Annotated in this window: 16 protein-coding genes; 10 read left to right on the forward strand and 6 right to left on the reverse strand. The window is 42.3% G+C overall.

Annotation, left to right across the window (positions count from 1 at the left end):
• Nucleotides 1-34 precede the first annotated feature (34 nt).
• The 3 genes from B9G53_RS16135 to B9G53_RS16145 all read left to right on the forward strand — a co-directional run bounded on the left by B9G53_RS16135 (nucleotide 35) and on the right by B9G53_RS16145 (nucleotide 2,934).
• Nucleotides 35-628, forward strand: a complete 594-nt coding sequence (locus B9G53_RS16135) for a PAP/fibrillin family protein (RefSeq protein WP_094534072.1) — start codon at nucleotides 35-37, stop codon at nucleotides 626-628.
• Nucleotides 629-743: 115 nt separating this feature from the next.
• Nucleotides 744-2,096, forward strand: a complete 1,353-nt coding sequence (locus B9G53_RS16140; RefSeq protein WP_094534160.1) for a glycosyltransferase family 1 protein — start codon at nucleotides 744-746, stop codon at nucleotides 2,094-2,096.
• Nucleotides 2,097-2,235: 139 nt separating this feature from the next.
• On the forward strand, nucleotides 2,236-2,934 hold the full coding sequence (locus B9G53_RS16145) for a hypothetical protein (RefSeq protein ID WP_176453245.1): 699 nt from the start codon (nucleotides 2,236-2,238) through the stop codon (nucleotides 2,932-2,934).
• A gap of 39 nt (nucleotides 2,935-2,973) precedes the next feature.
• Here B9G53_RS16145 and B9G53_RS16150 read toward each other — a convergent pair whose 3' ends face one another.
• Nucleotides 2,974-4,347, reverse strand: a complete 1,374-nt coding sequence (locus B9G53_RS16150; RefSeq protein WP_094534076.1) for an ATP-binding protein — start codon at nucleotides 4,345-4,347, stop codon at nucleotides 2,974-2,976.
• 3 nt (nucleotides 4,348-4,350) lie between these two features.
• Here B9G53_RS16150 and B9G53_RS16155 point away from each other — a divergent pair, with 3 nt between their 5' ends.
• The 5 genes from B9G53_RS16155 (at nucleotide 4,351) to B9G53_RS16175 (ending at nucleotide 10,257) form a co-directional block, all read left to right on the forward strand.
• Nucleotides 4,351-5,037, forward strand: a complete 687-nt coding sequence (locus tag B9G53_RS16155) for a response regulator transcription factor (protein ID WP_094534078.1) — start codon at nucleotides 4,351-4,353, stop codon at nucleotides 5,035-5,037.
• Between the two features lie 41 nt (nucleotides 5,038-5,078).
• Nucleotides 5,079-6,425 carry an ArsB/NhaD family transporter gene (locus B9G53_RS16160; protein WP_094534080.1) on the forward strand — a complete coding sequence of 449 codons (1,347 nt, stop codon included), beginning with the start codon at nucleotides 5,079-5,081 and terminating at the stop codon, nucleotides 6,423-6,425.
• Nucleotides 6,426-6,431: 6 nt separating this feature from the next.
• Nucleotides 6,432-8,117: a mechanosensitive ion channel family protein gene (locus tag B9G53_RS16165; RefSeq protein ID WP_094534082.1), complete on the forward strand. Its 1,686-nt coding sequence runs from the start codon at nucleotides 6,432-6,434 to the stop codon at nucleotides 8,115-8,117.
• Nucleotides 8,114-9,265, forward strand: a complete 1,152-nt coding sequence (locus B9G53_RS16170; RefSeq protein WP_094534084.1) for a mechanosensitive ion channel family protein — start codon at nucleotides 8,114-8,116, stop codon at nucleotides 9,263-9,265. Before B9G53_RS16165 ends, B9G53_RS16170 begins: the two co-directional genes overlap by 4 nt.
• A 134-nt stretch (nucleotides 9,266-9,399) precedes the next feature.
• Entirely contained in the window at nucleotides 9,400-10,257 is an 858-nt protein-coding gene (locus B9G53_RS16175) for an HAD-IIB family hydrolase (RefSeq protein ID WP_217901605.1), read from the forward strand.
• A 7-nt stretch (nucleotides 10,258-10,264) separates the two neighbouring features.
• Here B9G53_RS16175 and B9G53_RS16180 read toward each other — a convergent pair whose 3' ends face one another.
• Complete coding sequence (locus tag B9G53_RS16180; protein ID WP_094534088.1) at nucleotides 10,265-10,819, reverse strand: ankyrin repeat domain-containing protein; 555 nt, start codon at nucleotides 10,817-10,819, stop codon at nucleotides 10,265-10,267.
• 173 nt (nucleotides 10,820-10,992) lie between these two features.
• On the opposite strand from B9G53_RS16180, the gene B9G53_RS16185 reads away from it, so the two are divergent.
• Together B9G53_RS16185 and B9G53_RS16190 are read left to right on the forward strand one after the other, a co-directional pair.
• A complete protein-coding gene (locus B9G53_RS16185; RefSeq protein ID WP_094534090.1) occupies nucleotides 10,993-12,474 on the forward strand; it encodes a BCD family MFS transporter in 1,482 nt (493 codons plus the stop codon).
• Between the two features lie 55 nt (nucleotides 12,475-12,529).
• Nucleotides 12,530-13,072, forward strand: coding sequence for a hypothetical protein (locus tag B9G53_RS16190; protein ID WP_094534092.1), 543 nt, complete (start codon nucleotides 12,530-12,532; stop codon nucleotides 13,070-13,072).
• Between the two features lie 57 nt (nucleotides 13,073-13,129).
• Here the strand turns inward: B9G53_RS16190 and B9G53_RS16195 are convergent, their stop codons facing one another.
• From B9G53_RS16195 to B9G53_RS16205, 4 genes are all read right to left on the reverse strand, one after another.
• The gene (locus B9G53_RS16195; RefSeq protein WP_094534094.1) at nucleotides 13,130-13,903 is read right to left on the reverse strand and encodes a hypothetical protein; all 774 of its coding nucleotides are present in this window, start codon (nucleotides 13,901-13,903) and stop codon (nucleotides 13,130-13,132) included.
• Nucleotides 13,904-13,986: 83 nt separating this feature from the next.
• Nucleotides 13,987-14,499, reverse strand: coding sequence for an opioid growth factor receptor-related protein (locus tag B9G53_RS16200; protein WP_094534096.1), 513 nt, complete (start codon nucleotides 14,497-14,499; stop codon nucleotides 13,987-13,989).
• 33 nt (nucleotides 14,500-14,532) lie between these two features.
• A complete protein-coding gene (locus B9G53_RS27490; protein WP_162615588.1) occupies nucleotides 14,533-14,694 on the reverse strand; it encodes a hypothetical protein in 162 nt (53 codons plus the stop codon).
• Nucleotides 14,695-14,758: 64 nt separating this feature from the next.
• The gene (locus tag B9G53_RS16205) at nucleotides 14,759-15,811 is read right to left on the reverse strand and encodes an isochorismatase (protein ID WP_094534098.1); all 1,053 of its coding nucleotides are present in this window, start codon (nucleotides 15,809-15,811) and stop codon (nucleotides 14,759-14,761) included.
• Between the last annotated feature and the right edge of the window lie 12 nt (nucleotides 15,812-15,823).

Raw genomic sequence — 15,823 nt, forward strand, 5'->3', positions numbered from 1 at the left:
TATTCGCTGAGTGCGATCGCGATAGAATTAAGTCATGACTAGCAATACTCGCAAAGCAAATCTAATTAATGCGATCGCACCTGTGAATCGCGGCTTACAAATGACCGAAAATCAGCGTAAAATGATTTTTTCAGCAGTTGCTTATCTCGAAGAACTCAATCCCACACCTACGCCAACACAAACACCTGAGTTATTGGATGGCAATTGGTTATTGCTATTTACGACTAGTCAAGAGCTTTTGGGAATTGATCGCTTTCCATTATATAAGCTAGGCAACATCTATCAATGTTTGCGTGTATCGGAAGGAAAGATTTTTAATGTGGCGGAGATTAAGGGGTTACCTTTACTAAGTGGTTTAGTAAGTGTTTGTGCAAACTTTACGGTTGTTTCTGACAAGCGAGTTAAGGTTAATTTTGAGCGATTAGTAGCTGGTTCGCAAACTTTTATGGGTTATCAGGATGTGAATAGTTTTATCGATACTTTGCGATCGCCTAAGAAGTTATTGGCGATCGATTTCCAAATTAAGCGGGAAGATCAGAAGGGCTGGCTAGAGACAACTTATCTCGATCAAGATCTGCGAATTGGTAGAGGCAATGAAGGTAATCTATTCGTTTTGAGAAGAGTTTAACAAACATGCTGCTTCGCAGCATGTTTGTTTTTCTCCCGAATTATCCCCGTTTTAACCTCAGTTTCCTAACTAAGCGAAAACTATCTTCAATCACATCGTTAATCAAAATGTGGTTATGACTAGCAAACTATTTAGGCTGCCCAATTGGGAAACTGAAATCTTGGAGCGAAGTCTATCTACCCCCATTGTTCCTCAGCACCGTTACGCTTTAATTTCGGTACATGGAGATCCTTCTGCACAACTTGGTAAGGACGGTGCAGGTGGTCAAAATCTCTACGTTAAATCCTTAGGTTTATCCTTAGCAAAACGCGGCTGTCAAGTGGATATGTTCACCCGTCGCGAAGATGCCGATCAACCTGCAATTATTCAACATGCCAATGGATGTCGAACAATTCGCCTCACGGCTGGTCCCACAGAGTTTATTCACCGTGACGACTTGTTTCCCTATCTGCCAGAATTTGTAGAAGCTTGGCTCGATTTTCAAAAGCAGAATGGACTCATCTACGATCTTATCCATTCTAATTATTGGCTGTCTGGTTGGGTAGGAATGCAACTGCGATCGCGTCTAAACATTCCACAGGTGCATACTTATCACTCCGTGGGAGCGGTGAAGTACAAGGCGATGAATGCATTGCCAGAGATTGCACTTTCTCGCCTAGGAGTGGAATGGGCTTGTCTAGAGCAAACTGACTGTGTAATTGCAACTAGTCCACAGGAAAAGAATGATCTGCGCGAATTAGTATCAGAGCATGGTCAAATTCAAATCATTCCTTGTAGCGTGGATATTGACCATTTCTCTAAAGTGGATCAAGCTTCAGCGCGTCAACAGTTAGGATTAGCTAAACATAAAAAGATGATTCTTTATGTGGGTCGCTTTGATGAGAGAAAAGGAATTGAGACTCTGGTGAGAGCCTGCGCTCAATTGCCTTCGGAACTAAAGGATCAATGGCAACTCTATCTAGTGGGTGGTAGTCGTAAAGGTGGTGTTGATACGGAAGAGCAGCAACGCATTCGCAGTTTGGTAACTGAGTTGGGCTTAGATGCTGTAACGACATTCACAGGAGCGATCGCACAATCAGAGTTGCCAGCCTATTACGCGGCGGCAAATATGTGTGTGATTCCTAGCTATTACGAGCCTTTTGGTTTGGTGGCGATCGAGGCGATGGCAGCAGGAACTGCGGTGATTGCCAGCAAAGTCGGCGGATTGCAGGAAACGGTGCTAGATGGCGAAACTGGGCTTTTAGTGCCAATCCGCAATCCTGAAGCTTTGGCAGAGGCGATCGCTAAGTTATTGAATGATCCTCAGTCTGCTCAAATAATGGGAGCAGCAGGTGCGAGGCGATCGCATTCCCATTATAGTCAAAGCGCAGTTGCGGAAAAAATTCATCTTCTCTATGAGTCTTTAATTGCCAAAAATAGAGTCTCACAGTCTGCAAAGCAACTGTCTTTAGGATTGGTGAGTGCGTAAATCTATAAGTAGGAAGGTTAAATTTGTAGGATGCGTTAGTGCAACGTAACGCATCATCAAATAATTTTTAAAAAGCCTTACTTTACAAGGCTTTTTAAAAATTATTTGGATGTTTTTGTTGAGTTTTTACTTAAAATATTTGGAAACCACTACGGGTGGAGTGATGCAATTAGATGAAGTAGGTTTACGGCAATCACAGTTAACACAAAAGCAAAAGATCGTGAAAACAATCTTTGTTGATGGGCAATCTTTTCTTGTTAGTGGTGTGGGCTATAACCCGCATGGAAATATTTATTACGATCGCCAGCCGATTGATCCTTGGTTATTATCAGGGTTAGAAGAATGTTTGATCGCAGGGTTACTCTGCAACAACTCACAGCTAGTTAATCAAAATAAACAATGGCAAGCGATCGGTGATTTTAATGAAGCGGCGATGATTGCACTTGCTTACAAAGCTGGGCTAGAGCCATCACAACTATCGGCTTCTATGCCACGTTTAGATGCGATCGCGATCGCTGAATTTAACGGGATGGCAACTCTGCATGATCTCACTCCTACTCTCAAAAAGAATTCGCATCGTCATCATGTTATTTATATCAGAAGCATGGTGGATCGGGTGCTAGAGCGTTGTGACTGGATGCTAAATTTAGATGGTCAACAAGTTTTGATTAATCTTCCCAAAATTAAACAGGCGATCGCCAATATGAAAGAGAAGGGGTTAGAGACTATGATCTTGATTAAAAAAGATGTGCCAAATATTTATCAAAATTTAAATTTAATTGATTTAAATTCTGAACTAATTTTTATGGGAATACAGGGAATAAGCGCCGTTGCATAGCAAGGGTAATTATTGTTGAAGCCACGCCACTAAAAAAGCCTATTTTTCTAGCCGAGATTGCGGAATTTGAATCGTGAAAGTTGTCCCCACACCAACTTCACTATCAATAGTGATTTCACCTTGATGCAAATCAATACAACGCTTGACTAGAGCTAGTCCTAACCCAGTACCAATAATACTTTTGACATTTACACCTCGCGTAAATGGTTCAAATAAAGTGACTTGTTCCTCTGGCGAAATTCCCATACCTTCATCTTTAACTTGAAAGGTAATCACATCGATTTTGCCATCAAGAATAAAGTCGATATTGCTGCCTACAGGTGCATACTTAATTGCATTTGATAGTAAATTACTCAGAGCCGAATAAATTAGCGCTTCGTCTAACCAGCCGTGGGTGCGATCGCCTAAATCAATCAACTTAATCACATGTTGATACTGATCGCTCAACTGCATATCTTCGACTAAATTTAAACAAAAAGATTGCAGTTCTAGCCAACTTGGTTGATATTCCAATTTCCCTGCATCGGCACGGGCAATGGTCAGCACATCCGCAAACATCTGTTTCATCGCTTTTGCCGATGATTCAATCCTTGTCAAACTGCGTAAACGCGATCGCTCAATTTGACTGGATAAACTATCTTTGAGCAACTGTGCAGAGCCTAAAATCACACTTAGCGGAGTCCGAAATTCATGGGAGACTAAAGCCAGAAATTCTAATTTAAGTTCACTTAATTCCTTCTCTTGAGCAAGCTTTTGCTGCATTCTTTCTGCTTCTTGACGCTTGAGCAACTGATGATATAGCACAAGATATACGCTTAAGAAAATCGTAAAACTAATCAATGTGCCAACACTTTCGATCGCAAGACGATACTGCATATTATTGCCAGACCGTGCAATCCACAATTCTAAGGAGCTTTGTTCCTCAGCTTTGAGGGCGATGAATACTTCTCGTAAGGCTTCGCGATTAATTCGACTAGCGATCACCAATGGATGATTTGCGGAGAGATCGCTAGGATTAAGTCGAAATAAGGTGTTTGATGTTTGAAATAGTTTCTGGCGTTGATCGATTAGCGATCGCAGTTGTTGAAAACGCGCATTTTGGGAAACTTGATTTCCTAAAGATTGCTCAAGATCATTCAGGATTTTTACTAATTTGGCGATCGCTAAATTGTAACGTTCTAACTCAAAGTCTGTGCCGAAGAGCAGATAACCTCTTCTCCCAGACTCGGCTTCATTGAGAGTAGCCTGAATATCCGCAAGATGTTCTAAGGTAGAATAGGTTCTTTTAATACGCTCGGTGCTTCTAATCAATTGAATTGCATTTTGATAGGAAATCCAACTCATCGTTCCCATGATTAAAAGCGCAGCACCTAAACCACCAGCAATTAGTTTTCGTTCTAAGTTCCATTTCATATTATGAGAATATTGGTAGTTGAAGATGATGTACAGTTAGCTGACATGCTAACCGAAGCCCTGACCAATCAACAATTTGTCGTTGATATTGCTAATGATGGTGAGATGGCGTGGCATTGCTTAGAAACTCTAGAATACGATCTCGTAATTTTGGATGTAACTTTGCCAAAAATCAACGGTTTGCGTCTATGTCACAAATTACGTGAAAGTAATCTCCAAAATAACGCTAATACACCTGTGCTAATGCTGACTGCGAGAGATACGAGTGCTGACAAAATTTTGGGGCTAGATGCAGGAGCCGATGTTTATATGGTCAAACCCTTTGATATGGGTGAACTCATGGCTCAGGTGCGCGCACTGATTCGACGGGGTGGCAAGAGCAATAGTTCGATGCTGTCATGGGGAGTCTTAGCTCTGAATATTAGTACCTATGAGGTTACTTACGACGGTGAGCCATTGTCCCTAACTCCCAAGGAATATCAACTCTTAGAACTACTAGTTTCCAGTGGGCGAAGGGTTCTCAGTCGCCCAGGTATTATTGAGCGTCTCTGGTCACTGGATGATCCACCCAGTGAAGAAGCCGTCAAGTCCCACATTCGCAGTCTCCGCCAAAAATTTAGAATGATCGATGCTCCTGACGATCTCATTGAGACTGTACATGGTTTGGGCTATCGGCTCAAGCAATTTTAAGCCTAAACCAATCTAAACCACTAAAATCAAAATCATTACTTATGGACAATTGGCAAGCTATTTTTACAGGCGTGACCTTTGTAGTAGTAATTATTCTAATTGTTACTGAGAGAGTCCATTTAACGATCGCCGCTTTTTTGGGAGCATTACTATTAGTTGCCGCCAAAATTATGAGTTTGGAAGAAGCAACAAGGTATGTCGGTAGAAGTTATGCCACTATCAGTTTGCTATTTGGAGTGATGGTTATGGTGCGGGCTTTTGAGCCAACCAAAATATTTGATTACTTAGCTGTCCAGATCGTGCTGCTTTCTAAAGGCAAAGGGAGTCGGTTACTGCTAGCAATTGTTGGGATTACGTCTCTGGTATGCGCTTTACTGCCCAATGCCACAACCATAACGCTTTTAGCTCCGATGATTCCACCCTTGGCAAAAGTTATTGGAATAGATTTTGTCCCCTTGATCATTTTGATGGTAGTTGTCTCGAATAGTGCAGGACTATTAACGCTTGTGGGTGATCCTGCGACGTTTATTGTTGGTAATGCTATTAATGTCAGCTTTGCCGATTATCTGATGCGATTAAGTTTTGTTGGAGTTATCTCCATTGCTATCATTGTATGTACTTTGCCATTTTTATTTGGCAAAATCTGGCGTAAGAATATAGAAATTAGCGATCGCATCGAAGTTCCTAAAATCAATCATCCCCGTACTTTAATTATCGGCGGTCTAATTTCTCTATTTGTATTAGTCTTATTTGTGATGGGGGAATCTTTACCCACACCAATTTCCCCCGCCGCAGTTGCCTTACTAGGAGCTGGATTGTCTTTGTTTCTTTCTCATCATAACAAGATTGACTCTATTAATCATGTTTTACGAGATGTAGATTGGAGTACATTGCTATTTTTTATGTCAACTTTTGTTTTAATTGGAGGATTACAAAAAACAGGTTTAATTGCCCAAGCTTCTAGTTTATTTGCATCAGCATTAGGAACAAATATTGCGCTAGCCGCAATAGTAGTTTTGATATCCGTGGCTGTAATTTCTAGTGTGATTCCGAATATTCCCCTTGTTGTCGCAATGGTTCCGATGATGAAGGAATACCTTGTAAATGTAGATCTAGCACCATCATGGATTCTCGTTACCAACTTTAACGGACAATTTCCCGATGAGGTTTTACCACTTTTCTACGCCATGATGTTTGGAGCTACGCTGGGCGGTAATGCAACTGTTGTAGGAGCTTCAGCTAATATCGTTGGTGCAGGTATTTCTGAAATTCATGGTAAATCTATTTCTTTTAGTAGATTCGCTAAATATGGTATTCCTATAGCTGCTTTACAAATTCTTGGGGCAGCTATTTTCATCAGTGTTAGGTTCCTAGTCTTTGCAAAATAGAAAAATATGTTCAACCGTTTCATCCAAACTAAAATCCACTTTTGGAAGAAGTGGTTTCGTACTGCTGGTTTATTTATTGGCGCGATCGCACTAACACTCTTTCTTTCCCATAATCAAAGTGCTTGGGGGCAAGCCGAACTTTTAAAACTAAATTGGTTAACAGGACAAAAAAAAACTGATGTGTCTAGTGTTGATCATGCTGTAGTCACTCTGGATGGCTATAAATTGTTTGTACTAGCATCTCCTAGCACTAATCAAAAATTTCCACTGGAGCAGCGTGTACAGGGGATTGAAGATGAGCTGAATCGCATTGCTAATAGCAACTTTGACCCCGCTAGTTTGCAGGTGACGGCAAATATTGATGAGCAAAGTGGACAGCCCGTTATTTCAATAGGTGATCGCTACTTGATGACCGTAACAACGATGGATGCTCAACTGCAAGGACGAGATCCGCAAGGCTGGGCAAATCAAATAGCAATAATTCTGCGTGAGGCTTTGACTAGAGCCAGACAAGAGCGCCAACCTCAATTTTTAATCAATCGGGGATTAATTACGGCTGGGATCATTCTGGTAATGTTCATCGCATTGCGGTTGAATACTTACTGGCAGGGGCGTTTAAAGTTACAGAAAGAAACGATTAAGGCGCATATGGAACATGAAGCACCGCCATACCTTGATTCTGTCGCGGTGATCGATTTGCAACAACAACTGACGCAACAACAAAAAGCTAATCTCAGCGATCTCAAAAGACGAGTTTTGGAGCTAGGCTATGTGGGTGTTTTGGGCAGTGGTATCTTCATAGTTTTGGGTCTGTTTCCCTATAGTCGTTGGTTACAAACTTTCTTACTATCAACTCCTCTGCAAATTGTGGCGATCGCCTTCGTGACTTATTTGTTAATTCGGATTAGTAACCTGTTAATCGAACGTTTTTCTGGTTTCTTGAAAGCTAGGGATTTTGCTATGTTAAAACCCTATCAACGCTTGGATTTACGAGTATCGACGGTTTCGCAGGTTCTCCGAAATATTACTGGTATTATTTGGTTTGGATTGGGAGTTCTCGCGATTCTCTCCTCCATTGGGTTTGATTTAGTGCCACTCCTCGCAGGTGCGGGGATCATTGGGCTAGCAATTTCTTTTGCGGCTCAGGGATTAATTAAGGACATCATCAATGGATTTTTAATTATTCTCGAAGATCAGTATGCAGTTGGAGATGTAATCGTCATCGGTGATTTAGGTGGATTGGTAGAAAGCATGAACCTCCGTGTTACGCAAATTCGCAATAATGAAGGTCAATTGATAACGATCCCCAATAGTGCAATTTCGATCGTCCAGAACCTTTCTAAAGACTGGGCGCGGGTAGATTTGAGCATTCGGGTTGCCTATGATACTAATCCTGATCAAGCTCTGGATGTGTTACGAAAATTAGCCCAAGAGATTTATCAAGAGCAGATTTGGCGAGAGAAGATTATCGAACCACCTGAAGTTTTAGGTATTGATGATTTGCAGCATTCAGGGATGTTAATTCGGATTTGGATTAAAACCCAACCGCTTCAGCAATGGGCAGTGGGCAGAGAATTTCGTCGTCGCCTCAAGTTAGTTCTGGAACAAGAAAACATTGCGATCGGTATTCCCCAACAGGCTTTTTTGCTAGAAAACACCTTTACGCTCAATCCTGAGAAACCTAATTTATGATCATTTTGCCAATTGTAATTATTGTGGGTGCGATCGCCATTTCTTGGGGCTTGGGAATGTTGCGGCGATACTTATCGCGTACCCTCAAACAGAAGTTAGCAGGCACGGAACGCGAGTCAATTACCAAGGGATTAGATTTATTTTTTACCGTAATTTTGTCGATCGCTCGGATCTCCGTTTGGGTAGCTGCTGTTCTCTATATTGCCGATCTTTTTGCCGATTCCCGCGCCATCAGCCAACAAATTCGGGATGTCTTGGCATCTAGTTTTAACGCACCAGTCTTGACCCTTGGCAAAAGCTCCTATTCAATCATCAATCTATCGATTTTAGGCGCATTGCTATTTGGCTTAATCCTTCTCGTTAGAGCGATTATCGATATCTTTAAAGATCGCGTGCTTAGCATTGCTGGGCTAAATCGTGGCGCACAGGAAGCGATCGCCGTAATTGTGCAGTACACCCTGATCTTTATCGGCACATTGGTTTTATTGCAGATCTGGGGACTAGACTTGAGTTCGCTCACGATTTTGGCTAGTGCCTTGAGTATTGGTTTAGGTATTGGCTTACAAAATATTGCCAAAAACTTTGGTAGCGGCTTAATTCTGGTGTTTGAGCGTCCGATTCAAGTGGGAGATTTTATTGAAGTTGGAGATTTGCATGGCACTGTCGAAAGAATTGGGGCAAGGAGTACCGAGATTCGCACCTTAGATCGCGTCTCCATTATTGTGCCGAATTCACGATTTCTTGATAGTGAAGTGATTAATTGGAGTCATGGCAATCCGATCTCAAGGATACATTTACCCCTAGGAGTTGCCTATGGCTCCGATCCCCAGCATGTGCGAACAGTGTTGATAGAAGCGGCTAGCGAACATCCCAAGGTATTAGCGTCTCCTGCTCCTAGCCTATTATTCAAAGGTTTTGGTGATAGCTCCTTAGATTTTGAGTTATTAGTTTGGACAGCGGAACCCGACAAGCAATTTTTGCTCAAAAGTGATTTATATTTTCTGATCTATGAAGTCCTTAACCAAAATCAAATCGAAATTCCTTTTCCACAGCGTGATCTCCATTTGCGATCGGGCAAAGTAGAGATGTCTTCCCAACTGGAGTCTGCGTTGCTGGGACTAGCTGATAACTTATCCAAACCCAAATAGATAAAGGCGGCGCAAAGCGCCGCCTTTATCTATTTGAAGAAATCCCCCCGATTTCTCTCCGATCGCTCCCCAAAATTAGTCGTGGCGATCATTCACAATAGTTGGGTTGATAGTCTTTGCTAAAAAGCTACTCCATGATGAATTCTACTAATCAATTTCTCCTAATTACCGATTTAGACAACACCCTTGTGGGCGATGATCTTGCCACCAAGAGGTTAAATCAGTATCTCGTCGATCGTCGTGAACATTATGTGGTGGTCTACGCGACTGGACGCTCCTATAATTCGGCAAAGCAGTTAAAGCGAGAACGTGAACTCATCGAACCCGACTACTGGATTACAGGGGTTGGCACAGAAATATACTTCCAAGATTGTCTAGATTTTAATTGGGCAAATCAAATTAATACAGACTGGCAAAGAGAGGCGATCGCATCCTTTGTGACTAGTCGATTTCCCCAACTCAAACTCCAAGCCAAGGAAGAGCAAAATCCGTGGAAATTAAGTTTCGATTTATTAGATTCGGCTCATGAGCCAATCTCACAATTGCAAGCGGTGGGCAAAATAAATAGGGGATATGTTGAATGTCTAGCTACAGCCCGTTCTATCACCCTAACCACTAGCGATCGCCCAACCAATGGCACGATTAATCAATTGGTTAATAGCTTGCAAGCGATGAAATTCAAAGCTCAAGTAATTTTTAGCAGCAATGTTGATTTGGATATTTTGCCTGTGAAGGCAAATAAAGGGAATGCAGTGCAATACATTCAACAAAAATTAGGCATGGCAGCTAATAGAACTTTAGTATGTGGCGACTCAGGCAATGATATTAGTATGTTTCAACAGCCTGTATGTGGAGTAATTGTGAACAATGCTCAACTTGAGTTAATTGAATGGTATCAAGCTCATGCTGACGAGCATCATTATTTTGCGAAGAATGCCTATGCCAACGGCATTTTTGAGGCTTTGCAAAAGTTTAAGCTTATTTTGGAATAAGTACTACTTAGTCGTTAGCCACATTTCGTAAAATTGCGACCGTTTCTTGCTGATTGCCATCCCAAGCCCACATCATCGCTGTCCAACCATTGCGATCCTGTGCGTTTAGTCTTGCTCCTGATGCAATTAGCGATCTCACAATTTCGCTATAACCTTGACCAGCCGCCCACATCAGAGGAGTCCATCCATACTTATTGCGCGTATTCGGATTTGCGCCTGACACTAATAAAACCCGCACCACATCAGTATGTCCATTCATCGCCGCCCATAGGATCGGTGTCCAGCCATATTCATCGCGGACATTGACATCGGTTGCTTGAGAAATTAGTGATCGCACATCCTTAAGGTTGCCATTTTGAGCAGCAATTAGTAATTGAGCATTTAGTAATTGAGTATTGGGATTTTGTTTAGTTTTTTGTGACTTAATTTGCTGAGTTTGATGATTAATTGGCTTGATAGCATTAAAGTTTTGGGGTAACTCCTCTGCATAAACTTTCGTACTAAAGCAGAGAACTAAGCTACAAGCTAATAAAAAATTTGAGCGTTTCAAACAAGAATTCATAGATTTATCCCCATCTCAAGTTGATCAACTTGATTGGTTGTGGTGCAAGCACCACAACCCAATCAAGATTGATTTAGAGTCTAGGGGGCTGGTTTGGCGATCGGCTAGCGCAATTCTGCGGAAGTTTGAGATAATAGTGTTTTTACTGATTTTTTTAATTTCAATCGCAACCGATGAATAACCAAGTCGATATCGCAAATTTAGACGAAACCCCGTCCCAAATACCGCCTAAATTGCCGCTGATCCAAATGTTTCGGATCGGGCTATTTCAAATGGGCTTAGGAATTATGTCTTTGCTGATCGCAGGGTTGTTGAACCGTGTGATGATCAACGAACTAGCGATTCCTGCTACCCTCGCCGCCGTGTTTATTGCGATGCCGCTATTTGTGTCTCCGACGCGAGTTTGGTTTGGGCAGACCTCCGATGCTAAAACGATATTCGGAACCCATCGCTCAGGCTATGTCTGGATTGGAGCCGTGATCTTTGCTGTAGTTGCTTTTTTGACTACACAGGTGATGTGGCAATTGGGACGTAGTGTGTATGAGATTGGCTGGAATGGTGTCACCTATGGCTGGGTGATCGCCTTGGCTGCTATGTTTGCGCTGTATGGAATGTCGATTAGTCTAAGTTCCACACCTTTTGCCGCAATGTTAGTGGATGTGTCTGACGAAGAGGATCGCTCTAAACTAGTGGGCATTGTCTGGTCGATGTTGATGGTGGGAATTGTGATTGGGGCGATCGTGGTTTCTCGTTTGCTGCAATGTTCAGAAGCACCACCTAGTAATATTTCTATTTATACTGATGCTACTAAGCTCGCCACATTACAAAAAACAATTAATTTTGTATTCATGGTCATTCCTGTAGCGGTAGTTGGTTTATCGCTGTTCGCTACCTATGGCATTGAGCAGAAGTATTCCCGTTATAAGTTGCGTGTTGCCGAAAATCACATTCTCAATGGAACCACTGCCACAGAGGATAAACTTAGTCTTGGTAAAGCTTTACGAGTGTTGACCGCCAGCAAACAAACAGGTTTATTCTTCTCATTCTTGCTAATGATGACCGTTGGTATTTTCATGCAGGATGCAATTATGGAACCCTTTGGTGGTGCTGTGTTTGGCATGAGCATTTGTAAAACCACACAACTTAATGCCGCTTTTGGCACAGGAACCTTAATTGGGTTGAGTTCTTCAGGATTCTTGATTGTGCCGCGCCTTGGTAAGCAAAATTCCACCAAACTAGGTTGTTACTTAGTTGCTGGTAGTTGCGCCTTATTATTAATTGCAGGATTTACCCAAAAAATCCCCGTCTTACAAGGCGCTTTAACTCTATTTGGATTTGCCTCTGGAATTACCACTTCAGGAGCTTTGAGTCTAATGCTTGACCTCACAGCAGCGGAAACTGCGGGAACCTTTATCGGTGCTTGGGGACTATCTCAAGCGATCGCCAGAGGACTTGCCACAGTTACAGGTGGTGTGGTGCTAGATATTGGCAAAAAAATCTTCAGTTTGCCGACATTAGCTTATAGTTTTGTTTTTGTTTGCGAAGCCGCAGTGATGATTTTTGCCGTATTTCTATTAAGTCGAGTCAATGTCCAAGAATTTCGCACCGATGCCAAACAAGCGATCGCGGCTGTATTCTCTAACGAAATCGACTAAATAAATACAATTCTCTGCTTTCTGATTATGTTCATGGTGAATAATACCTAGACCTATGGAACAAATCTTTCTCTTCCTTGACATTGATGGCGTAGTCAACACAAGCATCAATGCAGACTCGCAATTTCTTGGTACATATCAAGACAAAGATCTCCGAGGCTCACCATCACCTTTAGTCAAGCCACTACTCAAGGCAATAGATCAGTCCGAGCATATCAAGCCTTTTTGGATGTCTTCGGGCTGGCGGGAACACTCAAATATTTGGAATCGCTGGGCTGGTATTACACCTTGGACTGTTGGCTATCCCATCACTTTTGCTAAAGCCAACTATGTAATTGGCAGGTATCGGAAACAATTAGAACTTGATGAAATAGACGATAGTAAAACTATTGCGGTTATCTATCATTCTGGAAACACTCCTAAAATTGTATGGATTGAGGATGGCTTCTCTCAATCTGCGATCGGATGGGCAGCCTTAGATCAGCGCGTAAACCTCATCAATACTATTCATCCTTCCGATCCTTTACTTTTAGGAATTCAAGCATGGAACATAGATTCCATCTTAGAATCTCTAAACATTAAGTTAGAGACTATGTAAGTCTATGTCACTAGCCGCTAGACAAGGGGCTTAAGCCCCTTGTCTAGCTTAGGTTTCTCAGCCACCAAATCCTCCTAAAGAATTAAAGTTAGCCGCACTCTGACTCACACGCATCGCTGACTGCGAAAATACCTGAAAAGCCTTACGAATTTCACCATCACTATTCGCAGGTGTGAGAATCCATTCATCACGAATTCCCATATCTTTAAACACTTGGCGAAAATTCGTAGAGCCATCGTCAATTCCCATCGCCGCGATAATGTGATTCTCCATTCGCAACATGTCGTGGGCGATCGCTGCTACATCCTTAGCTGTATGACGCATCGAATGGCAGTCATCACCATCGGTAATAATCAGGGTCACGGTGCGAACAGGCACGCCATTATCCGAGAATTCCTGAGACTTCGCTAATACAGTCCCCAATAGTACTACCGTCTGATCATAAAGTGGTGTACCTTGATTGGGCGTATAATTCTTGGAATCCATGCGAATTGCCTGTGCGATCGGGCAGTAAGGATAAAGAATAGTTCCATTGAGATAACGATTGTGAATCAGAATATTATCCTGTTGTTGCGAAGAAGTCAGCGCATCAATGACAGAGTTATGTCCGCCGCGCACAGCCTGAGCATTTCCTGAGTATTGAATCGATCCCGAATCATCGGGCATAATCGTCACAAGTACGACTTCGCTAGACATCACATCATCAACATGTATGCCAAGCCCTGCTTGGATTTGTGCGCCGAGGTCATAAACAGTAAGTGCTTGTAAAGATTCATTGGAAAGGCTTCCATCATCTAAAGCGGATTGAAAGAGATCGTTGATGTTTGTCATTTTATTTGGTGATTGGTAATTGGTGATTGGCTTTTAGCCTTTAGCTGATTGACAATTAGGGGAATTTTTGCCTTTTTCCTTGTTTAAACTGCTTTTGTCCAAAATTCCATTGTTTTGGGATCGATCGCTTTGGGATCTTCTTGATAAAGTTCTTGCAAGCAAGTTAGGAAAGCTTTGGAATATGCACTAAGCCCCAAGAGTGTAAGACTACGGAGAATGCGAGTAATTCTCAGATGATTGTGATTCATGGGACGTAGCCAAAATGGTTTGCGTGAGGTGAAATTAGCTGCTTTGCTAATCTGGACTCCTAATTCTTTAGAGGTTACGCATTGCAAACCGTAAAAATCTAGCATCAATTTGAAGGAGCGAAATAGGCGCTTCCTAAGTTCTTTGTTAGATAAAAAAGCTTGAATCACTGCTTCATCAAGAAGGGGAGCGGTTGCGTTAAATCGACTCGGTTCAGGGAGGGGAAATAGCCATTGAATGTAGTTATGGACATTCTCAAGGCGATCGCGCTGCCAAATCCAAATATCTTCAAGTTTGCGACCTTCAGGATTTGCTGATTCACCACGATAGAAAGAGAGCAAAGCATTCATAGATCTATCTCCTACTTTTGATTTGTGTCCATTTTAGCTAGATAACAAACGTCCAAAAAATCCCTTTTTAGGTTGAATAGATTCTAAATATTCTCTAAGCAAGCGTTCAATTAATTCTGAACTAGTTGTATTTTCTTTCGCAAGGATTGCTACTAGATATTTCTCTGTTTCATAGTCAAGATTGATACTCATCATAGGATTGAGCTCCTAAAACTGGATTTGATTGAGAGTTGTACTGCGCTTCGCGCAGTACAACTCGTTAAGCAAGGTTGAGATCTGACCAAGTTTCCATTGCGTCAGTGGATTTGACAAGGTGCATCCCTGCATTAGCAAATCGCTGAAAGGCAGCATCGGCTTGATCTGTGTAGTCCACAACATTGGGAACCACCACAGGCGAAGTGCAATCTTCCAGCAGATAGACCTTCTTCGCAAGTTTAGGATCATGGGCAAGAATTTCGCTAAGTAAGTCTTGAATCGTCCATGCGACGCAATGGCTCTTGGCTTGTCCTGCGATGATCACCGCATCAAATTCTAGTAACCTTTGTAAGAAGCGCGTGTTCTTTTGTGCGATCGGTCTGCCATCGGCTCCATCCATCACTTCAGGACGCAACACAGAATAATTTTCAGTGAGAGGATTACCGCCTTTAATCTCGAAATTAGTCTGACTGTGACGAGCAATATTATGGAAAAACATTGCTTCTTCAACGGAGGATACGAGCGCGTGACCGATGCCGCCGAGCATTGAGTGATAAGCCCAAACCGTAAGTGGGAATTTGCCTTCATCGCTCAGCTTCTGGACATAATGCAAAGCATGACGCTGAATTGCCATATAATTACCTTTGGCGAGACTATAGGCGATCGCTGGATTTACTTTCCACTTGCCTTGTTGCACATCTTCCAAAGTAATTGATGTAGCATTAGGAATCGGATGTTCCCCTGCATCATTTACCCAAAAAATGGGATGGAAGATTTGCATGGCGGTGTGAGTATCCATCGTGGGCGCAATTTCGCTGATGTGGTGCAAGTTGCGATAGATAAATTCGCACAGCCGCACGTTATCCTCGATCGCACCAGTACCAGAGCGACCACCGACATATAGCTCATGATCAGGAATACAAAAGGTATTCTGCACATCGATCGCCATCAGACAAATTTTCTTACGATCTTTTGCAGCAGGCGTGATGCCATGTTGTTTCGCCCATGTTTCGGCTTGGTTAGCGCGATCTTGATAAGGAACGCGCCACACTGAGCCGACTTTGTGGCGATCAAAGAATGCAGGAATCGGAAGTTGAGTAACAATTTGAGTAGTCATGGTTAGAGGTTT

The sequence above is a fragment of the Pseudanabaena sp. SR411 genome (assembly GCF_002251945.1).
Taxonomy (GTDB): Bacteria; Cyanobacteriota; Cyanobacteriia; order Pseudanabaenales; family Pseudanabaenaceae; genus Pseudanabaena.